Origin of the sequence: Alicyclobacillus tolerans, from assembly GCF_900142255.1 — a bacterium.
In the GTDB taxonomy this organism is placed as follows: domain Bacteria; phylum Bacillota; class Bacilli; order Alicyclobacillales; family Alicyclobacillaceae; genus Alicyclobacillus_I; species Alicyclobacillus_I tolerans.
This window is the reverse complement of the sequence record NZ_FRAF01000010.1, coordinates 80,797-103,135: the sequence shown is the minus strand read 5'-3', so window position 1 is coordinate 103,135 and position 22,339 is coordinate 80,797. Positions and strand designations below refer to the sequence as shown.

16 protein-coding genes are annotated in these 22,339 nt (G+C 42.6%); 1 reads left to right on the top strand and 15 read right to left on the bottom strand.

From position 1 onward, the window contains the following. Positions 1 to 126: 126 nt before the first annotated feature. The 13 genes from BUA75_RS07265 to BUA75_RS07205 form a co-directional block, all read right to left on the bottom strand. Positions 127 to 1,467 (bottom strand): MFS transporter, encoded by a 1,341-nt coding sequence (locus BUA75_RS07265; RefSeq protein WP_072873935.1) that lies wholly within the window; start codon positions 1,465 to 1,467, stop codon positions 127 to 129. Continuing rightward, positions 1,433 to 3,037 carry a PEP-utilizing enzyme gene (locus tag BUA75_RS07260; RefSeq protein WP_072873934.1) on the bottom strand — a complete coding sequence of 535 codons (1,605 nt, stop codon included), beginning with the start codon at positions 3,035 to 3,037 and terminating at the stop codon, positions 1,433 to 1,435. Before BUA75_RS07260 ends, BUA75_RS07265 begins: the two co-directional genes overlap by 35 nt. Next, entirely contained in the window at positions 3,034 to 3,897 is an 864-nt protein-coding gene (locus tag BUA75_RS07255; RefSeq protein ID WP_072873933.1) for a PEP/pyruvate-binding domain-containing protein, read from the bottom strand. Before BUA75_RS07255 ends, BUA75_RS07260 begins: the two co-directional genes overlap by 4 nt. Positions 3,898 to 4,163: 266 nt before the next feature. Beyond that, positions 4,164 to 4,904: an SDR family NAD(P)-dependent oxidoreductase gene (locus BUA75_RS07250; RefSeq protein ID WP_072873932.1), complete on the bottom strand. Its 741-nt coding sequence runs from the start codon at positions 4,902 to 4,904 to the stop codon at positions 4,164 to 4,166. A gap of 76 nt (positions 4,905 to 4,980) precedes the next feature. Then, a complete protein-coding gene (locus tag BUA75_RS07245; RefSeq protein ID WP_072873931.1) occupies positions 4,981 to 5,616 on the bottom strand; it encodes a MarC family protein in 636 nt (211 codons plus the stop codon). Positions 5,617 to 5,788: 172 nt separating this feature from the next. Beyond that, on the bottom strand, positions 5,789 to 7,336 hold the full coding sequence (locus tag BUA75_RS07240) for an aldehyde dehydrogenase family protein (protein WP_165611970.1): 1,548 nt from the start codon (positions 7,334 to 7,336) through the stop codon (positions 5,789 to 5,791). Between the two features lie 113 nt (positions 7,337 to 7,449). Continuing rightward, positions 7,450 to 8,040, bottom strand: a complete 591-nt coding sequence (locus BUA75_RS07235) for a sterol desaturase family protein (protein WP_072873957.1) — start codon at positions 8,038 to 8,040, stop codon at positions 7,450 to 7,452. Between the two features lie 456 nt (positions 8,041 to 8,496). Continuing rightward, a complete protein-coding gene (locus tag BUA75_RS07230; RefSeq protein ID WP_072873929.1) occupies positions 8,497 to 9,273 on the bottom strand; it encodes an SDR family NAD(P)-dependent oxidoreductase in 777 nt (258 codons plus the stop codon). Positions 9,274 to 9,282: 9 nt separating this feature from the next. Beyond that, entirely contained in the window at positions 9,283 to 9,936 is a 654-nt protein-coding gene (thiE, locus tag BUA75_RS07225; protein ID WP_242650268.1) for a thiamine phosphate synthase, read from the bottom strand. Further along, the gene (gene thiD / locus BUA75_RS07220; protein ID WP_072873928.1) at positions 9,933 to 10,838 is read right to left on the bottom strand and encodes a bifunctional hydroxymethylpyrimidine kinase/phosphomethylpyrimidine kinase; all 906 of its coding nucleotides are present in this window, start codon (positions 10,836 to 10,838) and stop codon (positions 9,933 to 9,935) included. Before thiD ends, thiE begins: the two co-directional genes overlap by 4 nt. A 24-nt stretch (positions 10,839 to 10,862) precedes the next feature. Next, positions 10,863 to 11,069 (bottom strand): heavy-metal-associated domain-containing protein, encoded by a 207-nt coding sequence (locus BUA75_RS07215; protein ID WP_072873927.1) that lies wholly within the window; start codon positions 11,067 to 11,069, stop codon positions 10,863 to 10,865. Positions 11,070 to 11,112: 43 nt separating this feature from the next. Continuing rightward, entirely contained in the window at positions 11,113 to 13,302 is a 2,190-nt protein-coding gene (locus BUA75_RS07210) for a heavy metal translocating P-type ATPase (RefSeq protein ID WP_072873926.1), read from the bottom strand. A 22-nt stretch (positions 13,303 to 13,324) separates the two neighbouring features. Further along, complete coding sequence (locus BUA75_RS07205; RefSeq protein WP_072873925.1) at positions 13,325 to 13,603, bottom strand: metal-sensitive transcriptional regulator; 279 nt, start codon at positions 13,601 to 13,603, stop codon at positions 13,325 to 13,327. 239 nt (positions 13,604 to 13,842) lie between these two features. Between BUA75_RS07205 and BUA75_RS07200 the strand changes: the two genes are divergently transcribed. Next, entirely contained in the window at positions 13,843 to 15,678 is a 1,836-nt protein-coding gene (locus BUA75_RS07200; protein ID WP_072873924.1) for a cupredoxin domain-containing protein, read from the top strand. A 99-nt stretch (positions 15,679 to 15,777) separates the two neighbouring features. Here BUA75_RS07200 and BUA75_RS07195 read toward each other — a convergent pair whose 3' ends face one another. Then, positions 15,778 to 16,881 carry an adenylate/guanylate cyclase domain-containing protein gene (locus tag BUA75_RS07195; RefSeq protein WP_129583552.1) on the bottom strand — a complete coding sequence of 368 codons (1,104 nt, stop codon included), beginning with the start codon at positions 16,879 to 16,881 and terminating at the stop codon, positions 15,778 to 15,780. A 51-nt stretch (positions 16,882 to 16,932) separates the two neighbouring features. Then, complete coding sequence (locus tag BUA75_RS07190; protein WP_072873922.1) at positions 16,933 to 22,239, bottom strand: trifunctional serine/threonine-protein kinase/ATP-binding protein/sensor histidine kinase; 5,307 nt, start codon at positions 22,237 to 22,239, stop codon at positions 16,933 to 16,935. Positions 22,240 to 22,339: the final 100 nt, after the last annotated feature.

Here is a 22,339-nt window from a genome sequence, read left to right as displayed (position 1 = left end):
CAGTCTAACTACGCTCTGTAAAAATTCAGCATACATCCCGTAAAGAAAGCATAAATTTTATGTAAATTTGCCTGCCAATAAAAAAATGATGCAAAATGCATCATTTTTCGGATGGACTTCTAAATTTTAAACACTATAGATTTTCTTCGCACTGGCAAAAACCATCATCAATCCGATCAAAGACATACCAGCCATTCCCAGAAAGACCACGGCCGTATGTTCATAGTAAGAAGCAATTACCACAGAGGCTAAGATACTCCCCATATAGCGAAAGGTCGAATAAACTCCAGAAGCAGAACCAGAATCTGTTTTATCCACAGACTTAAGAGACAATGTTTGCATGGAAACGATACCTGCACCTGATGCTGCACCACCAAGAATAAACAAGATGACCCAAAGTGGAATACTGTCTATTTTCATCATGGATAAACAAACCCAAAAAAACAAAGAACTCAAGACGGCAGCCGCAAAACTCGTACCTATCGCTCCAATTGGACCCATACGTAATGACAAACGAGCCCCTGCTCCAGAAAGAATGGACATACTTAGAGAAAAAATAAACAAATACATGCCCACTGAGCGAAGAGACACTTGAAAACGATTCTCCAGTACAATCGGTGTAATCAACAATGTGGCATACATCGTAAAATTACTTAAAAGAATGGATAGATTTGCTACAGTAAAACCGATATTGCGAAACAACTTCAACTGAATCAGAGGATATTGAGTCGTTTGTTGGCGCCTAAAGAATAGAGCCATCCAAACAATCCATAGCAATGCTGAGGCCCACATAAACGGTATTTTTTTCATGACAAAGAGAACACCGCCGAGCAATGACCCGAGAAGAAATAGAGCTCCCAGCCAATCAACCACGGCAGCTTTACCACGACTTTCGGGAATAACAAAATACCCTACCATAAAGCTCATCACAGCAAAGGGAATATTGACAGCAAACAACCAACGCCAACTACCAAGATTTAATAATGCTGCACCTAAGATTGGACCTAGCGCCGCACCTAATCCGAGCACAAGTGACATTATACTCAAAGTGCGATCAAGCCGATGTTCTGGCCAATTCACTCGAATCAATGCGCTGGCAGCGGGCGTCATAGCTGCTCCACCCATTGCCTGAAGAGCGCGAAATATAATAATTGCTATCAGAGAATGCCCAATCATACAACCGAACGAAGCCACTAAAAATAGCGCAACACCACTCAGAAAAATTCTTTTTCTCCCCCAAAGGTCATTCATTTTTCCTGAGAGAGGCTGAACGCTTGCCATCACTAACAAATAGACGGTGACTAGCCATGTGATTGCAGAAAGTGGCACATGCAGACTGTCCGCCAAAGGTGAAAGTGCAACAGAAATCATGGTTGAATTGATAGGCACCAATACGATGCCCATCAATAATGAGAAGAGTAGCAGGCGTTCTTTAAGATTCAAGAGTAATCGTTCCTTCTGTCCCATTAACTGTAACCACATCACCATCACGCAGTGTGGATGTAGCTATTTTGGTACCGAGAACAGCCGGTATTCTGTACTCTCGGGCTACCGTACCCGCATGAGACAGAATGCCGCCAGCATCAGTTACAATAGCGCCAGCAACTGAAAAGAGCACTGTCCATGGAGGCGTCGTTGTTTTACATACTAGAATATCACCGTGATTTAACTTTCCAAATTCATCCTGGTTTTTCACAATTCTCACAGTTCCTGTGTGAACTCCTTGTGAAGCAGCGTATCCTTTGATACAAGTCGATGTATTTTCTTTTAGAAATTTTGGTAAACCAAACAAGCGGTCTGCCAACAAATCTTCTACTTCCGTAGCTGACGGCTCTGGTCCAAGATGAGGAACGGGTTGTTCATTTTGGTATAAGTGGTAAGCTTCTTTTTCCCTTTGTACTTTGTTCATTAAATTTTGAGGATTTTGTAATGCCTCACATATCTCTTCATAGTAAAGAAAATGTATATCTGTCGGTTGATCGATCACGCCGAGTGAAACCAAAGTTCTTGCAATATTTAACAGCACGGGCCGATATACTGCTGGCAACATGGTATCAATATAGAAATGATGATCTTCATCAAGTCCCCAACATTGAAGAGCAATTTGATACATCTGCAAAAATTCTTGACGTAATGGGCTATCTGGAATTTGTTCCAATAATTTGTTCAATGCTTCTTGACGTCGGCGCACAAGAGCATCAAATTCGGCATTAAAATGATAATTTCTTTGCAGATAGGAACGAATTAATTCCCAAGCGTACTTTGGATTTTCTCTCCATGTCTCATAAATAAATTCATGCGAATAAGAAGTGCGATATCCATAAACGTCTAAAAGTGATTTCATCTGATGAACAAAATACTGACCATCAGGGTCTTTCTGCAACATTCCATCAATATCGTCAAGATTGACGTTGGCTATAATTTCTACAAGTGCTGGAAACTGACGCAATTCATTCGCAAGTTCCCAAAATGCCCGATCCGTTTCTAATGTTTTGCTCATGACGCCCACCAGCAAGTCATAAACTTCTTTTCCTGGTCGATCCGTTAGACGTTGATAGAGATCTTCCAAAATAAAACCAACATCAAGGCGAGGCAAGATCACATCGAAATGTATTGCCCAGGCAGTTGTGTAAAATTGATGCATTTCCTTGAGTAGAGAAAGTGCCTCATCTGCCTTAAGATACCCATGCACTTTGTCTTGCAATTTTCTATAAAAAGGAAGAAGAATAGTGTCAACTTTGTCCTGATAGTATTCCATGATAACTGGCATCCGTTGCATAAGCACACGTTCATGTTCCTTAGCGCGAATATCGAGATCACCAGCATAAGGCGAATTAAATTGGTAAAAACGTCCTCTATAAAGACGACAAACAAACCGTTCAATAGGCATTTTCATCAAGTCAAAAGCGATTCGAGTCCCTTCCTCCTGATTAGGCAACTGAAATGAAGCAAAAAGAGGAGTAAGAACATGAGAAAAATGGACATCATCTTGTACAAAAAAGTCATGTTGGTCTTTCTCAGAATATATATAATTCATACAGCAGTTTTCTCCTTTGTTGTTGTAATAGGACGAACTTGCAACAAGTAGAGTTGACCTTCTTGAAATGAAAATTCGACATCGACAGGCGTCTGATATTCTTTTTCCAGATTTTCTGTCAACTTACAGACTTCCAATACTTCCTCCTCCGTAATACACAAACGTTGTTGTTCCAGCCAAGTCGTATCGATCTCACAAACACCTTGATCTTGCAACACACATTTCAATTCTTTGCTGCCTATCTCAGCATGAAGTTTGCCCGTTGTTTTTTCATAAAGAAATGTGTCCGGCGTTACCAAACCAGATACAATCGCTTCTCCAAGTCCATAACTGACATTGACAATTACCGAATTTTCATGAGTAACAGGATGAATGGAAAAGGCTACTCCTGATGTGTCCGCATTCACCATACCTTGAATAATCAAGGGCATTTGAGAGCCGTGCAAGGAAATATGATTGGCCTTCGCGTACGCATTCACACGAGCATAAGAGATAGAGTTCCAACAATGTCTTAATGCTTGAAAAAACGCTTCCTGATTGCGAATATTGAGAACGGTTTCATATTGTCCCGCAAAGGAAGCATGAGAAAGATCTTCAGCCGTACAGGAAGATCTCACAGATACAGCACCATAGCGTTCCATCAACCTATTGAAAGCTTGAAGCATGGCAACTTGCATATCAGCTGCCTTGCTTTCCGCTTCAGCGGAAGTGATAGATTCATGCACTTTACCCGCCACGACAAAACCATCAGGCACGCAATATCCCCGCTGCATGAGTCTGGATAGTTCGAAGGCTTTTGAACCACAGCCTTCTTTACCAAGCTGGTCTGCTGCTTCTGTCAATGAAACGACCCATTCCATAGCATATCCTCGCTTTATCACATGTTTTTTACCATTCACCAGAAGGTAATATGAATTCTATACACCGCAAGTGTGCCAAGCGTTTCAAATTTCGTCTCGTGTGTTTCATATAATGCTTTAGGCATAACAAAAACGCCCTGTTACCTTAGAAAAGGCCATAGGCGTTTGGGTATTTATGATATTTTTAATTTAGTGAACTTCAAGGAAATTCATGAATCTCATAACCAACTCACAACTTTGTGACTATAAAATAAAAATTGTTACACTCAAATTGTGAGTCCGCCATCCACCGATATATCACAACCTGTTATAAATTGACTATCGTCACTGACATAAAAAGCAATAACTCGTGCAATATCTTCAGGCTTAGCAATTCTACCGAGCGGAGTTAGTTTAGCCATATTTCTTTTCATTTCTTCTGATTGAAATTTTGTTCGCTCCGTTTCAACTAATCCCGGTGAAACTATATTTGCAGTAATTCCATATGTTCTAAACTCCTTGGCAATATATTTTCCAAAAGTAGTAAGGCCCGCTTTGGCTGTACCATGGGCAATAAAAGGCACTTGTGGATGCTGGGCCAAACCTGTGGAGACATAAACAATTCGTCCATAGTGATTTTCAAGCATATGTGGAAGCACGGCCTGAGATAAGGTAAATGCTGCTTTTAACTCGTCATTAAGTTTCTGAGAAAATTCCAACCAACTCATTTCCAAAAAAGGCTTCCTCACAAAGTTCATGGCTGCATTGCTAACCAGGCCATCGATTTTGCCACACTGACGAATAGTAGTTTCGACCAAATATTGTACTTGTTGCTCATCTCGTATATCCGCCTGCAACGCTAATGCTCGGCCGCCTTTTTGCTCAATTTCATGGACGAGTCTATTGGCCGATTCACGGTTTGAAAGATAGTTCAAAACTACAAAAGCGCCTCGATGAGCAAGAAGGCGTGCTGTCTCTGCACCAATCCCACGTCCTCCGCCGGTGATGAGAACGACTTTACCTTCCATCATTTCACTCCCAATCTTCTATACATTTGCATCCTAAACACATTTATATTTATGATTGGATTTTTTACAAATTTTTTTATGTGTGTAGCCATCCTGGAAACAATTTATCCAAACCGGACACTGCCATTTGAACCGCGATAATCGCCAAAAGTAAACCCATCAATCGAGTAATAACATTCATTTCCGTCTTACCTAAGTGCTTTCCAATAAAACCAGAATAGTAGAGAATAACATAGGTACCTACAAGTACGATCACAACAGCAATAAATACAGATAGCGAATTCATGAGCAACTTTCCGCCACCAGCTAATGCCATAACAGTAGCAATCGTTCCAGGACCAGCAATCAATGGGGTAGCCAATGGGGTGACAGATATATCATCTTTATTTGCACTGTCTTCATGTTCATCCGCGTGGGGAGTATGTGCATGTGAGGGTTTAGCTTGAATAAGATTATAGGCTATACCAAAAATTAAAATACCACCGACAACACGAAACGCATTGACAGTAATCCCAAACAATTCAAAAATATAGTGTCCTAAGACAAGAAATATCATAATAATTAAAAAAGCTATCAGAATAGCTTTTCGAGCAATTTTTCTTTGTTTGTTTAGATCATAATTTTCGGTGAGGGACAAAAAAATGGGGACATTGCCAATTGGATTCATCACTGCGAATATACCGACTAAAGCATGTACCATATAGCCTAGCACGGATTACTCTCCTCCTTATTCAGTTACGAGATTAAGCCGGACAAGGGAATGAAAGATTCACCTCCAGAACAACTCCAGAATATATCGAGTTAACATAGATTGTACCACAAATTCATCTTCCAAAAATTTGACTTCCTTTTTACACCAAATCTTTATACCGATATAGAAGAAACTATTTATAATTGCGTTTGCGAGATAAGTTCAGTAACTTCATATACGCTTGTAATAATTTAAAAGGGTTTTTATGCTTTCCGTACCAACTTGCAATAAGTTGAGAGAGTGATTGAGATTTTCCGGCATAAGGGAACCAATGCATTTCCGAAGGACTTTTTCCTTCAGACAACAATATAGAAGTTTGAATAGAAAAAGCGTACAAACCTTCCGCCCCATGATATTTCCCGATCCCACCTTCTTTGGTTCCCCCATAAGGAAGATAGGGATTAGCAATGCTGATAATCACATCGTTAAGACATACGTTTCCTGTTACCAATTGAGCCGCGACCCTTTTGGCTCTTTGCAAATCAGCTGTCCAAACACTTGCACCTAATCCTAATCGACTCTGATTGGCTAGTTCAATGACCTCGTCCTCTTGATCAAACGGTAAAATAGGAAGTATGGGACCGAAAGTTTCTTCATTTAACAGAGAAACATGATTGGGAACATTCGTTATCAGCATGGGAGCTAATTTCCTTGAATTCTCCAGCCAATGATCTGGATGCTCTCCCGCCAATAATGTAGCCCCCTGCTGGAGAGCCTCCAACACTTGGGATTTAACCTTCTCGATTTGTGCCATTGTTGTCATGCTACCGAGATCAGCATCTATATCTTCACCCTGACATAACTGAGCTAATGATTGGATTAAAAGTTCTTGAAAAACAGGTAAAATACTTCTTTCTACATATAATCTTTCTATAGATAAACATACTTGTCCACTATTGCAAAATGCCCCCCACAGAGCACCACGTACCGCTCTTTCTAAATGAGCATCCGCAAAAACAATCATGGGATCTTTACCGCCAAGCTCCAATGTGGTCGGTATGAGTTGTTCAGCAGCTAAGGATTGAATTCTTCGGCCAGTCGCTACAGAACCCGTAAAATGGATAAAATCAGGATGTTTTTGAATTAACTCTCTTCCTGTTTTGCCATCTCCCAAAATAACTTGAACAACACCTTCGGGAAAACCGACTTCATGAAATAAAGATTGCATCAACTCTGTAACACTTGGCGTCCACTCTGACGGTTTAAGCAGAACACAATTCCCTGCTGCCAGAGCTTCAATGACAGGCACCATAGCTAGTTGAAAGGGGAAGTTCCATGGAGAGATGACCAAAACAATCCCTCTCGGCTGAAATTGAAGATACGATTTTTTCCCAAATAATATCATGGGAGTTTTTCTTTTTTGTGGACGAAGCAATTTTTCAGCGTGTTTTTCCAAAAAACGCAGCGATTCAAGAACCATCATGACTTCACTTGACAGCGCCTCCAAGAAGGGTTTTCCCGTTGCTTGATGAATCACATTTGCAATCCGATCACGATTCTCGGCAATATGGTAACGAAGTTTTCGCAACCAGACTATTCGCTCTTGAACGCTATAATTTTTCCATACAGAAAACTGTTTTCTAGCTCTTTGATAAATCGATTCAAGATCATCTTCCGTTTTGGGTTGCCATGCATATTCGGAAACTCGGTCATCAATGGCAGAGGCAGAAAGGTTAGACAATATATTCATTCTCCTCTTGATAAAATAGAAACAGAGTATATTGGAGTTAGAACCGTTACCTGTTTTTATCCATCTTTTCTATGATAATAGATAGAATTTACAGATATCTTATCTCAGAAGTGACTTTCTGTCACTTGTTCTTTGATCCGATGCTCCAAATCCCTAGCTGTTTGACTTTTTTCTACCAATTTTTCATCTGGATAAGTTTGAAAGACATAATCCAGCACTGTATGAGTTACTCCGTACCAATAGTTCTCATTTTTATAATGATGCCACAAATGCGATTTTTTTAGTTTTTTGCCCCATTTCGTTTTAGGAACCAAGGGGCGATGCGCAACAAAATGTCTCCATTCATAATAGAGAAGAAAAATACCAACACCAGTAGCAAAAAAAATCGCTTCTTGCCAGCGATGACTGATAATCATAAGAATTGAAGATGCAACAGCAATATTAGGTAAACTGTACCATAAAGGTAAAAATAATAAGTGTAAATCTCCAGGATTCGCATGATGATCATAATGGATTCGCTTTAAAAATTTGAGCAATATTCGATTTTTCGGAGGTTTCATATGAAACAAGAAACGATGTGTCGTGTACTCCGCTAATGCGTATGCCACCATACCAGCCACAATAAAAATGAGGGTCAGCCAACCTTGCCAATGTAAAATAGAGACTATGCAGCCTGTGATTGTAAGACATAACATGACAAAAATATCAGGAAACTTAATAAACAATTTCAATTCTTTACTCACCACAGATGACCGCCCCGTTATCCTTATGGTCTTAGTACAAAGAATAGGAGTTCATTAGTTGTCCTGTCAATCGGCATCCCCAATTCCCCCAAAGATTGGACGGACACTACTGGAACTCTTCACAGGTTTTCTTCGCGAACTTAACAATGGATAAGAAGAAGGTATTTGACACAAAGTTGTGTTCAGGATCGTCTAAACAGGCGTAAAGTCGAAAGGAGCGATAATGTTATTATCCAAACACGGACTTTCAATCATATGATTCAAGCAACTGATACTATCTGATAGTACGCTCAAAACGACTATAGTTTGGCAAAAAGGAAACAAAATGTATTCATGAAAGTATGTTGGCAATCCCGTTTATGCTTTGAATATCGTCGTTCATACAAAATAAACCTATCTTCTAAAATCTTATGAATTACCGAAACGTTCTTTGTACCAGTTTGCAAATTCTGTGGCTATCATGCGTTCACCAGTGATTCCGTCCGATTGATCTGAGGCAAGAAAAACAATCGGATCAGCCATAATATTCGGATGTAACAGCGGTACTTTCAATTGTTTTTTCATCTCATCTGGGATCATGCCTGTTTCCGTTGCACCGCCCGGCAATAACATATTGACGGTGATACCGTAGGGCAGCAGATCTTCTGCCATGATATAGCTGAGTGATTCTGCACCAGCTCTTGAAGGTCCATAGGGAATAAAACCACGTCGGCGCATTGTTGAATGATTCATGGAAATGTTAATGACTTTTCCGTACCCCTGTCTAACCAACAAAGGAGCGAATCCACGAGAAACAAGAAAATATCCTGTAAGATTCGTATCAATGACATCTCGAAATCCTTGCGGAGTCACTTCAAAAAAAGGCTGTGGTTCCAACATGAATCGAGAATTGACTGTTCGCATGCCAATTCCTGCATTGTTCACAAGAACATCGATTTTTCCCCATGTTTGAACTACCCAGCTTACGGCATCGCTGATAGATTGTTCAGAGCGAACATCCATGGGCAAAGAATATGCATCATAACCAGCATGTGTCAAACGTTTTACTTCACTGTCCAACCGATCTGTTGCACGAGCTGTCATTGCAACCGATGCCCCAGCTTTCAACAACGCCTCTGCCATGGCCAGCCCAAGTCCACTGGAAGCACCTGTAACGACTATACGACGACCGTCCAAAAGATTCATTGCCCTCTTTTAACCTCCACTTATTTCCATTCGATGAATAAGTTCCATAGACGCCATTCTGGGATCATCTGCAGACATCACTGCCGAAACAACGGCTATACCATCGGCTCCCGCCTTTAATACAGAACTCGCTCTTTCAACGTTGATACCGCCTATGGCTACAACTGGAAGCGACACAGACTGTGTAACGAGGGAAAGTCCCTCAAGTCCCGTAAAATCCGCATCTGGTTTAGAATTCGTAGGATAGACCGCCCCCACTCCCAAGTAATCCGCCCCTTGCTGTTCAGCTGCTAAGGCTTCTTCTACTCCAGCTGCTGAAACCCCAACCAATGCATCTGGAAATAATTTTTTTACTTCCATACACGATAAATCATCCTGTCCCACGTGAATCCCATCAGCGTCGCACAGAAGCGCAATATCTACACGATCATTGACAAAAAAAAGCACATCCGCCTCTCTGGTCATTCGCCTTATAGCATAGGCGAGATCGACAAAATGACGTCCTAAATCTGCCTTGCGGCGTAGTTGGATGGCGGTAGCACCACCTTGTATCGCAGCTGCAGTCGTATCGAGCAAGCTCTGCGTATCTTTTCTTTCATCGGTGACCACATAGAGTCGCAAACGACGGCGCAACTCTTCTTTCGTCATCTGAGCTAGCTTCATACTGAAATCTCCTCACAGCGCATCCATCCGCCATCTTTTCTGATATACGAGTAACCTGCCACTACGCCTTCCGCTATACGAATCGCTACAGAATGATTGGTCGGACCGTAGCCATTCCCCACATCCCAATCCGTCGCAGCTTCGATAGCATCTTGGACAAACGACTTGGCAGATGCGATAGCATTCAGGAAATTCATTCCTCTCGCCAAGCCTGCAGTTATTGCAGCAGAAAACGTGCAGCCCGTTCCGTGGGTTTTGTGACTAGGAATACGAGGAGAATGAAAACTTGTAAAATTTTCACCATCAAAAACGAGATCAACCACATGCGAAGATGGCCCGTCCCCTTCATTTGCATGGCCGCCTTTGATGATCACGATTCGAGGACCCAGGCTAGCCAAATCTTGAGCAGCTTGGAGGCATTGTTCGAACGTTGTAATGGGATAACCACATAACGTCTCAGCTTCAGGCAAGTTTGGCGTCAAAATATCAGCCAAAGGCAGCAATTGCTCTTTCATGGCTTGGATGGCAGAATAGGATAACAAAGACTTTCCACTTTTAGAAATCATCACTGGATCAACAACAATATTGGTTATTTTGTACTGTTGCAAAGTTTGCGCAACAACATGAATGATGTTCTCATTGCTCAGCATTCCTGTTTTTAACGCATGTGTTCCAATATCGTCCAGTATAGATTGCAACTGTAGTTGAACAAATTCCGGTGTCATTTCCATGATGCCCAGGACGTCTAATGTATTTTGAGCCGTCAAAGCCGTAATGCAAGAGGAACCATAGACATCAAATGCAGCAAACGTCTTTAAATCAGCTTGAATTCCCGCTCCGCCGCCACTGTCTGAACCTGCAATCGTCATGGCTCGCACAACACTGCCGTTGTTTAGATACATAGGTGTATCCCTTCCTATCAACCATCAGTTAGTATCGTAGCCAGCTTCTTCAATGACTTCTTTCAACATGGATATATCCGTTTTACTTTCATCAAATTGTACAGTCGCTTGACCGGCTTCCAATTCAACTTGTACATCCAGTACGCCGTCAACACTTTTCAGCGCTTTTGTAACGGCATTCACGCATCCTCCGCAAGTCATACCTATCACCGAAATCATAGCTGTCGCCATATGATATCAACTCCTCATGATGATTTGCATTAAATTTCGTTTTTTATAGTTTAGCACGACGCAGCAGCAAACTGTTGGTCACAACACTGACAGAACTGAGCGCCATTGCCGCACCAGCAATGATTGGACTAAGAATTCCTAATGCAGCAAGGGGAACCCCCAACATGTTATAGAAGAAAGCCCAGAACAAGTTCTGCCGAATTTTACGCATGGTCAGACGTGATAATTGTATTGCTAATACAACAGCTTCCAAATTGGAGGTCATCAAGGCAATATCTGCAGTTTCAAGCGCCACGTCTGCTCCGTTACCCATAGCCATACCAATATCCGCCGCCGCTAGTGCGGGAGAATCATTGATGCCATCACCAACCATAGCCACAACTCGTCCCTGCTCTTTTAATTCCAACACTTTTTGTGCTTTTTCTCCCGGCAGTATTCCAGCCATAACCTGCTGAATACCTAATTGCCGTGCTACAGCGTTGGCTGTTTGCTCATTGTCTCCCGTTAACATCCAGACATCAATGCCCAATTTTTGAAGTGCTTCAATAGTAGATTTCGCTTCTGGTTTCAGCGTATCTGCAATTCCAATGAATCCCTGAAAATGTCCATTGACTGACACACAAATAACAGTTTTTGCTTCTTTTTCAAGCTGTAAAATTGGATGGATCTGAAACCCTTGAACCTGTTCGTCTTCCATTAATTGAGCATTGCCAATCAGAATGGAAACTCCATTCCATTCGCCAGCGATTCCTCTTCCAGGAATGATTTTTGCTTTCTCTGCATGGCCAAAATCTATTCCTTGATCCTTTGCATATTGAACTACAGCCTGGGCTAGTGGATGATCACTTTGCGACTCAACTGCAGCTACAATACTCAACAGGTGAGATGTATCCGATTGAGACAGGGTCATGATGTCTGTAAGGGTTGGTTTACCTAAAGTTAAGGTCCCTGTTTTGTCGAAGACTACGGTGTTGACTTGATGAGCCTTTTCCAAATGCTCACCACCTTTAATGAGAACACCATGCGCTGCCCCCAATCCCGTACCAACCATGATGGCAGTTGGTGTTGCCAAGCCTAGAGAACATGGGCAGGCAATGACCAATACTGCCACAGCTGCAATCAACGCGTGACTCCAGGTACCAAAAATACCCCAAAGAAAAAAAGTCAAAATAGCGATACCTAGTACAGTGGGAACAAAAACTCCTGATATCTTATCAGCCAGACGTTGCACAGGGGCTTTCGAACCTTGAGCCTCTTCAACTAGACGAATGACTTGAGAAAAAACTGTATGCTCACCGATTCTGGTTACTTTCATTACAAAGGAGTCCATTTGATTCATTGTTGCAGCCAACACCTCATCGCCAGCCTGCTTCGCAACTGGAACTGACTCACCTGTAAGAAAGGATTCGTCAATATGAGCAGTTCCTTCTACAAGTATCCCATCAGCTGGAACTTTTTCTCCAGGATAGACACGAACGAGATCGCCCAACTGTAACTCTTCGACGGCAACATCTCTCACATTGCCATCCTTCACTACATGTGCATGTTTAGCAGCCAAATCGGCCAATTGTTCAATGGCAGAACTAGATTCCTGTTTCGCTCTGGTTTCCAGCCATTTGCCCATAAAAATCAGCGTAATGACCGTGGCAGAACTATCAAAATAGGTCACTGGATATCCTAAAATGGTTCTGATTGCGCTGTATACGTATGCTGTTGTCGTTCCCAGAGCAACCAGCACATCCATGTTGGCGGCTCCGCCGCGAAGAGCATGGTAAGCTCCTTTGTAAAATCTCCAACCTACATAAAACTGAACTGGAGTTGCCAGCGCAAAACTCACCCAATTCGACATAAATGGCGATTTGCCCAACAACATGACAAACATCTGCACAACCAGCGGCAATGTCAAAATAACAGATAACCCAAGTATTCTCTGGTCTCGACGATAGGCTAAACTTTTCTGTTTTCGTTCTTCTGCATCATTGAGTTCTTGAATGGGAATCGCTGTGTAACCTGCTTTCTCAATCTTGGACAAAATTTCCTTTTCATCTATCAGGTGAGAAAGATATTCTACCTTTCCTTTTTCTGAAGCCAAATTGACACTGACCTGGGTAACGCCATTGGCCCGACCTAAGACTTTTTCAATTCTGGCTGCACAAGCAGCGCAGGTCATACCTTCAATTTTAAACTCTGATTTTCTGGTTAAAACTTTCTCTTTGCGGATTTGTTGTTGCATAGTTCAAACAGACTCCCTCCTGTTACTTGGAAAACTGCCGGATCACTTGCATTAATTCATCAATCTTTTCTTTTTCTGATGTGCGCTCATGCAGAGCGTCTGCAACACATCCTCGCGTGTGTGCTTCCAATATGGCAAGCGCCACTTGATGGGTTGCACTCTTAATGGCAGCTAACTGATTGAGCAAATCTATACAATATCGATTATCTTCAATCATTTTTTGAACACCGCGCACTTGTCCTTCAATACGTCTCAATCGTGCTAACAGATTATCTTTATCTTTTTCATAAGAATGACTCATTACTCCTCACCTCTCTTTTACATTACCCCTGTAGGGTATATTCGTCAAGTTTGGATACTCTATATTTTAGAGTATCCCTGTTACATCAACTCAGCGTTCAAGGATGACACAATCGGTACATAATATGGAACGCATGGAACACGACTCCTCGGTATAGTGAGCAGTGGTTAGATTTCACTGGCAGGATTGCCGAGAAATTTGAACTCTCTAGTTACTTTACTGAGGAGGTATATAGAAACATGAGGAACATCAAATGGCTTCAGGCTGGGGCTGCCGGAGTTGCAACACTTGCTTTGCTGGCGACTGTCTCATCGCCAGTATTTGCTGATACCGGTAGTACGGTAAGCAGTTCTACTTCATCCACTGCATCCACGGCAACACATTGGACAGTCAATGCGGGACCCATGACCAAAAGCGGTGTTATGGCCATGTCATTCTTCCCTAACGTCATTACCATTGATGCTGGTGACAGCATTACTTTTGAGGGTGTTGGACATACGGTTTCTTTCCCTGGAATAAATGGAACACTTCCTTCAGCGTTATCGCCTCAGGCTCAACTTCCTGCTGGAGGCAGTACGTATAACGGCTCTACTTTCACATCATCTGGATTGCTAATGGGAAAACCCTATACTCTGACCTTTACCAAACCAGGTGTTTATCCGTATTACTGCTTACTCCATCCTGGCATGATGGGCGTCGTCATTGTCAATCCAGCAGGAACACCGTATCCATTGACACAAGCGCAATACAATGCGCAAGCACAAGCAGAGGAGCAAGCTGATTTTAATTCGGCCAATCAATCCATTGCTGACTTCAAGTTGAAGACTCAAAAGAATGCCAATGGCACGACCACCTATTTTGCGCAGACCGACGCTAAAGAATCTCAATCCTATGCTATGAATCTCTCTACTGTAAACAACAGTGGTGTCAAAGGTTCAGCATTGATTGCTTTTGCACAGCCACCTTCTCAATCCAATTCGTATATTACGTATGGGATTTCCGTGAAGTTGGCAGGATTGAAACCTGGCCATACGTATACCGCCATGCTTTGTGAAGGAAAAAGCGGTAGTGGCGTGATGGTGCCTCATTCAAAATTTGCCACTGTGATTGTGAACAGTGACGGTACAGGAACTGTAACGGGATCGGTAGAAGCATCTGGGCTTCCTCAAGGCGTTTGGAATCTTGATATATATAACTCCAGCAAACAAGTGGTGGCCACAGGACTAATCAATCATCCGTCTTGGGCATATGAACGTTTCCTGCCAGATACTTTGAACATCCATACTGGGGATACGGTCATCTGGACACAAACAGGCGTCAATGAAGTACACACGGTAACTTTTTTGCCTAAAGGCTGGTCTGACATTCCTAATGAAAGTCTCATGCCACCTCCGTATGGCGGACATATTTATGCGGGTACTGGATATTTTAACTCCGGCTTTCTGGTACCAGGCGCTACCTATGAATTAACATTTATTAAGTCTGGAAGTTTTGCTTACCGATGCCTTTTGCATGACGTCATGGGCATGTTGGGAACTGTAAACGTGACTTCTCAGCCGAATGTGGTCACGGCCGCTTGGAACAACAGTGTGGAAAACATGCCTTCAAAAACCATTGATGGCAGCACTTATGTTCCCATCTGGTACTTAATGCAGTTACTAAAATCAGCAGGAATTCAAACTTCTTGGAACGGTTCCAACTGGAACATTACTTCTGATACTGCATTCGGTTCAAATTCTGTCAGCCAAGCAAGCGGCAATGGTAATGTTCACCTCTATGTGAACAACCATATGATGTCTAGTATGGAAGGGAAAGTATGGAAAAATTACGGACAAGGAACAATGTATATCCAAGTAGATGACCTCTTGAATGTCATGAAGGCCATGGGAATGAATCCAACGTTCATTGGAGGAACACTGGATTTCACACCGAGCGCCCATGCTGGTTCTATACCATCTGTGCCGAGCGGACAATCATCCAACGGATCGAGCGCAGCTTCTACAAGCTCAACATCCAGTACAGGAACAAGTTCCAGTTCTTCAAACCCAATGAGCCATATGGGTTCAATGAACTAAGAAATAAACAATGGCCCCTCCCTAATCACGGAGGGGCTATCATGAATGCGACTGTTCGTTGGGTCGAATAAGGTAGGCGCCAAAATATCTATGAAGGACTTATGTTTGCTTGCGTCCCATTACCTCGTAAAGTTCTATGGCTTCTTCTTTACCCGGAACAGAAAACGGACCACAGACACGCGCCTGCACGATATCACTTACTCTCTGATAAGTGCTTGAACTGATAAACACCGCGTTGTCATGACCTTTGGTCAAACGTTCAATCCGAGAAGCCATATTGACTGTATCACCAATAACTGTGTATTCGACACGTTCTTCCGTGCCAATATTGCCAACGACAACTTCTCCTGTATTGATACCTATTCCTATTTTTAAATTGCCGCCTAATTCCATACGGTGGCGTTCATTGAACTGATGAATCTTCTCTACCATATCGAGTGCACAAAGTACTGCATTCTCTTGATTATGCAAATAAGATACAGGGGCACCAAAAATAGCTAATATGCCATCACCAATAAACTTATTGACTGTTCCGTTGTGAGCTTTTACACAATCCGTCATCAGCGAGAAATAGTCGTTTAAAAACGCCACTACTTTACGTGGCTCAAGCTCTGCAGCACGGGCTGTAAAGTCACGGATGTCACAGAGGAGAACAGAAACAATGCGCAGTTCACCTTTAAGTATGGAACTGTCCTCGTCTTGACCCAGAACCTCAGTCACCACATGCTCAGGTACATATTTTTGAAAGAGTTTCATCACTCTTTCCTGATCTTGAACACGCTGCTGCAATTCTTCGATTAACCGCTTGTTTTGATGTTGGAGGCGAACCATCTCTGCTGCCCCTTGCAATGTCATTAAAAGTTCGCTTTCCACCCATGGTTTCGTAATATATCGATAGACTCGTCCCGTATTAATGGCTTTTATAATCGCCTCGACATCACTAAAACCTGTAAGAATCATGCGTATGGTATCAGGAAACTCCGGTATAATAGCCTCTAAAAATTGCACACCCATCATTTCCGGCATTCGCTGATCCGTAATCACAATGGGAATCTGATGGGTGCGAAGTAAATCCACTGCTTCTCGAGCAGAAGTCGTTGTATAAATTTCAAAATGTTTACGAAACGCAGCTCGGAAGGATATTAAATTATGCTCTTCATCATCTAAATACAATATGGAAATCGGTAAATCGCTTTTCTTCATCATTTTTCTACCCCACTTACCATTCCGTTGTATCTATATTGACACATGTTCTTATTGCAAAACGTTTCCTGTTTGGCGTATAGGAAGCGTGATCGTAAAGGTTGTACCTTGCCCTAAACGACTATCGACTTCAATCCGACCGTGATGAAGTTCTATGATGCCGTAGCTAATAGACAATCCAAGCCCTGTTCCGAGACCAACTTCCTTTGTAGTAAAAAACGGTTCGAAAATACGTCGCATCACTTCTTTAGATATGCCGACTCCCGTATCGGAAATGCGAATCTGTACAAATTCTTCGATGTGACGAACAGAAATACGTATTTCACCTTGATCGGGAATAGCCTGAATGGCATTCGACAAGAGATTCATATAGACCTGATTCAACTTACCCGGATAACATTCAATCTCTGGAACCTCTTCATAGTCTCGAACAATCCGAATTCGACGTTCATAGCTACGATGAAGCAATGTAAGTGTCGAATCAATACCTTCAGTGACGCTGGCCAGTTTTACATCATCCTCATCCAGACGAGAGAAGGCTCGCAAGCCTTTCACAATTTCCGCTGTCCGACTACCACCCTCTTCAATACCAGAAACAAGCTGCAAGACTTCCTCTACCGTGTAATCGAGATCGATCTGTTCTTCCTTGTTCATGATAGCTTGGAATTTATCTACAAGACCTTGCTCTCTAATGGCTTCTCTGTACGATTTTAAGAGTTCAATGAGATCTTCGATATCGCGGCGAAGCGGAGCCGTGCTGGACACAACAAAATTGATAGGATTATTAATTTCATGGGCCACACCTGCCGTAAGTTGACCCAGTGAGGCCATTTTTTCCGACTCAATCATCTGTTGTTGGGTTCGTTTCAGTTCGTTGGTCCGCTCAATCACCAAACGATCCAAGCTTTCATACATCATGGCATTTTCCATAGAGATTGCCATCTGTCCAGAAAGCAATATCAACAGTTCAATACGATCTGATGTAAATACATGTGTGGCCAAACTATTTTCCAAATATAGAATAGCAACAATCTTCCCTTGCTTCAGAACGGGCAAACAAAGAATCGATTTGGCACGTTTCTTACGTATATGTGGATCGCGCACAAACCGACCTTCCCTGCTGGCATGATGGAGAATAACTAATTCCTGAGTGCGCAAGGCATACTGAACCACTCCGAATGACACATCATCAGACATGTGGACCAGAACTGTCTTCTGTATATCCGCTGTTCCATCTGCGGTCGCTGAAGCGGCTATGACCCACTCTTCATCCTGTTTGAGAATCCAATACCCGCTCTCCGCACCTGCGCTCTCGATGGCAAACAACAGCAAGGTAGACAACAATTGATCGAGGCGAATTTCACTTGAAATTGCTTGCGACACTTTGAGAATCGTTGCTATATCAAGTTGCCTGCGTTTCGGTTCTTTGGTACTAGATGAAATCGCACTGGAAATGAGTCCAGGGAATTTGTCACCACTCTCGCCAAGGTTCAACAGATACCCATAAGTATCTTCCAATTGTTGAACTTTTCCGTGTGCTCCCCATCGGCTGTAAAGGTAGCGAGCCTCTGCCAGATAGACTTGAGCAATTTTAGGCTGTTTCCGGGCAAGAAATAGTTTGGCTGCACATTCATTGGCAATTGCCTCATTTTGCAAATAGCCATCTCGTTTAGCGGTTTGAATGGCAGCCTCGTAAAGGTCAACTGCACGATGCCATAACCCAGATAATCGGGCTGATTCAGCTTTAAGCAATAAATATTTGTGTTCATAGTTCTGGGGACAAAGCTCAGACCATATTTGAAACAATTTTACAATTCTCCGCAATCTATTCATTGCAGGAACTACCTGAGTATCCGGTGCAGCCGCTAAAATCAGCCCATAATAAAACGCGTGCTCTGGTACCAGAAAAGTAGAACAGTCAAGACTGGACTTGAATAATTGATACCCTTCTTCCCCAGCTGCAACGGCTTCATGTGAACGATTAAAAAGATAGGCACGAACGCATTGCAAAAAACTTTCAGTCAATTTCACATCAGATGCAAAACCTGCAAATTGTTCTACCTCTATCCATTGCCGATTCTTTGTCCAATCTGGATTTTGAAGTTCTTCAGCAACGATTTCTAACATGCGACAGACTTGGATAGGAAACGGTAACGAAAAAGATTCAGCAACCGTTCGCTGCTTCTGAAGTTCACGAGTCAAAGTATCGAGTGTTTCCGCACAGGAGAAAAGCACGAGCATCTTACATCCACTATGCAAAACCGCAAAACTTTCTGCCCCAATCGATTTAATGCCTTCAAAGTATTCATCTAAAGCGTCTACCGTGGACATTAAATGGTTGCGCCAGTGATTAAGCGTCGTGGCAAACGTCACGGAAACATTCATTTTGGCGCGCATATATTGGCCCTCAGCACCATCTCGAAAACGTTCCACCACTTCTCTGGCAAAATTCCCCCAGCGATAAGCGTCTTCAATATCTTCTTTTCGCCAAAATTGTCTGAGATGAACTGGAGCTAGAAAACCTATGGCCGAATCCGGGCAAAAACCATATTTAATGGAAAGTTCAGCCACTTTCAACCAAAGATAGGATATCCACTCTGGTTGGCTTGTCACAGAATTGGAAGTCACCTGTACAATACGGAGAACGATTTGCAAGGCTTTATCGGCTTTAGGTGATGAAGTCAGCATTCGTTCTTCACCAACAGCCACCAATTGCTTAAATGTGCGATATTGTTCGAGCGCTACTCTGCGACTCATACGCTTTGGCAGTTTGATACCATATAATTGTACGGCCGATCTCGCTGTGTCCATCATGGAAGCATACTCATAACGCATGGTAAACACATTCAACTTACACATATGAGCTTCCAGCTTATCGAGTGGCGTCTGTGCGTGAGCTAACACCTCTTCGGCCATCGTAAGCGTATGGTCGTAATGATTACAGAGAAATTCGTGTTTCATTCGCTCAATATACAATTGACTCGTGAGACCATATCGTTCTTTCCAATCGAGTTCATCAAGAAATGCTGCTCCTGCAGTAAAGAAGCGATTAGCCTCGTCAAACAATGCCAACCGATTGGCTTCCCTTCCGGCCAGCAAATTGATTTCTGCAGCTTGTTGGCGTATTTCACGTGCCTGAATAACGTCTATCGCAGCATTAAAATGAGCGGCCAATTCAAATACTCGCTGCACCAGCTCTTCAGATGACAACTTTCGCAAATAATATTGAGCAATCTTAAAATGCGTATGTGCCTTAACAACGGGATCGAGCAAGGAATAGACAGCTTCTTGAATACGCGCATGGGCAAATTGCAGGATTAGAGTTTTATCCCAGGTGGTATCTTCCAGTTTCGTCAGGAAAATTTGTTCTGAGGAATTTGCTGTGCGAACGGGTTCAATAAACCCGTACTCCAAACACTCCAGCATACGTTCATACGCCTTTTCTAAAGGAACTCCAGCGATGAATGCGCAGTCGTGTATTTCAAATTTTGCTCCAAAACAGGCGGTTTGACCTAGCCATACTCGTTCTTCTTCAGGCAACTCCGACAAACTTTGCGACAGAAAATCAACGACATTGTCGGTACAATGAATACGTCTTACGCCTTCTATATCCCATCTCCATACTTTTTCATGGTTGTCATACCATAAAAAAGAAGAACGGTAAATAGAATCTAACAATTGATGCACAAAGAACGCATTTCCCGATGTCTTTTCTACCATAATCTTGGCTAGGGGAAGAACGCGTTCTTCATTCGTCAACAAAGTATCCGCCAAAAGTTCAGCTACCGCCTTCACGCTGAGTGGACGAAGTTTGCAGTAAGACACGAAAAAAGAACCTCTGCCACGTGCGAAAAGCGACTCCTCTATTACGTCCTCTGTTCGATATGTCATCAGAAACAACATATGGTGAAACTCCACGTCGCTTGCCATGGAACTCAAAAACTTGCGCGTGTAGGAATCCGCCCATTGACAATCGTCCAGATAAACCACAATCGCCTCTTGACTATTGGCAAAAGCACGAAATAAATTTTTTAGGATGCGCTCCATTAGAACCGCATAAGCAGCTTCATTCAAAGATGGGATTACTCCTTGCCCCCCAAACACCTGTTTGGCGAAAGGAATCAAGCCCTGAACATAAGGGACATCGTCCTTCAGTATGGAAACCAAACGATCTTTCCATACATTTACAACATCGTCAGGCAATTCGAGAAGCCCCTCAAACAATTGTCCACAGCTTTGTAAAATAGCAGAATAAGGAATATTTTGATCATCCTTGTGAAAGGTTCCTCCAACCACATAAGAAGACATTTCACGCAACTGATTTGAAAACTCAGATAAAAGCATAGATTTGCCCATGCCTTCTTCACCGCGAATGATAAAAAATTCCACTCCTCCTGCGGCTGCCCGTTCGTGCGCTTGAACAACCTGTTGCCAGACATCGTCACGCTCATATAATTTTCTGGATGGATGAAAACCCATGACGGCATCTTGAAGACCTATAGGAAAGTGAGGAATATTACCTTTATCCTTCCAGTGCTCTAAGCAGATTTGCAAATCCGCCCGAACACCGTAGGCACTTTGATAACGATCTTCCGGATTTTTAGAGAGACATTTGAGAATAATGCTCGAAAGCACACGGGGTATGGTTTTATCCACTATATCGGGTGACTTTGGTTCACGTGCTAGATGCGCGTGAATCATCTCAAGCGCGTCAGAAAAATCAAATGGAGGATGTTCTGTAAACATTTCGTACAGAGTGACCCCAAGAGAATAAATATCTGTCCGATAATCAACACTTCGGTTCATTCGTCCTGTTTGCTCAGGTGACATATAGGGTAGTGTACCCGTCAAGGCATCGCTGCGTACTGCCTCCACTTGTTCTCGCAAAAATCTTGTGGACTCACCAAAATCGATGATTTTGACAGATTTGTGATCGGATTGCACCAATATATTCGCAGGATTTAAATCACGGTGGGTAATTCGTTTGGTATGGATACGCTCCAAACATTCGCAAAGAGAAATAGCAAGTTCTAGTTTCTCAGCAATACTGAGCTTATGCTTGCGCAAATAGCCAGACAACGATTCTGTTCCGCTATCTTCGAGAATCAAAACAGGCACATGTTCCACTTGCAATAGACGATATACCCGAATGGCACCTTCGCCATTCAATTCTTGAAGTATTTCGTATTCATGAGAATACTTAGCAATTTCTGAAGGTTGAGGATAACGAGTAGCTGGCATTTTTAGAATGACTGGGCGCGAAGTACTCGACTCTATAGCTCGTAGGACAAGAGTATGCGAAGACTCGTTTAGTGTCTCAGTCACATCGCACCCCGGAATATGAAAAACGAAAGGCAATGGAAACGCTCCCCTATAGCGTTTTTTACAAGGCTTCCTATACCCCTTCATTATCGTTTTTCTCTGCGCAAAACACAATGCAAATATCAATTTTTTTACA

Bases quoted from the DNA above. Each gene is read 5' to 3' on its own strand.
- BUA75_RS07265 (WP_072873935.1), bottom strand. From the start codon at position 1,467: ATGGGACAGAAGGAACGATTACTCTTGAATCTTAAAGAACGCCTGCTA.
- BUA75_RS07260 (WP_072873934.1), bottom strand. From the start codon at position 3,037: ATGAATTATATATATTCTGAGAAAGACCAACATGACTTTTTTGTACAA.
- BUA75_RS07255 (WP_072873933.1), bottom strand. From the start codon at position 3,897: ATGGAATGGGTCGTTTCATTGACAGAAGCAGCAGACCAGCTTGGTAAA.
- BUA75_RS07250 (WP_072873932.1), bottom strand. From the start codon at position 4,904: ATGGAAGGTAAAGTCGTTCTCATCACCGGCGGAGGACGTGGGATTGGT.
- BUA75_RS07235 (WP_072873957.1), bottom strand. From the start codon at position 8,040: ATGTTATGTCTTACAATCACAGGCTGCATAGTCTCTATTTTACATTGG.
- BUA75_RS07230 (WP_072873929.1), bottom strand. From the start codon at position 9,273: ATGAATCTTTTGGACGGTCGTCGTATAGTCGTTACAGGTGCTTCCAGT.
- thiE (WP_242650268.1), bottom strand. From the start codon at position 9,936: ATGAAGCTAGCTCAGATGACGAAAGAAGAGTTGCGCCGTCGTTTGCGA.
- thiD (WP_072873928.1), bottom strand. From the start codon at position 10,838: ATGTATCTAAACAACGGCAGTGTTGTGCGAGCCATGACGATTGCAGGT.
- BUA75_RS07215 (WP_072873927.1), bottom strand. From the start codon at position 11,069: ATGGCGACAGCTATGATTTCGGTGATAGGTATGACTTGCGGAGGATGC.
- BUA75_RS07210 (WP_072873926.1), bottom strand. From the start codon at position 13,302: ATGCAACAACAAATCCGCAAAGAGAAAGTTTTAACCAGAAAATCAGAG.
- BUA75_RS07205 (WP_072873925.1), bottom strand. From the start codon at position 13,603: ATGAGTCATTCTTATGAAAAAGATAAAGATAATCTGTTAGCACGATTG.
- BUA75_RS07200 (WP_072873924.1), top strand. From the start codon at position 13,843: ATGAGGAACATCAAATGGCTTCAGGCTGGGGCTGCCGGAGTTGCAACA.
- BUA75_RS07195 (WP_129583552.1), bottom strand. From the start codon at position 16,881: ATGAAGAAAAGCGATTTACCGATTTCCATATTGTATTTAGATGATGAA.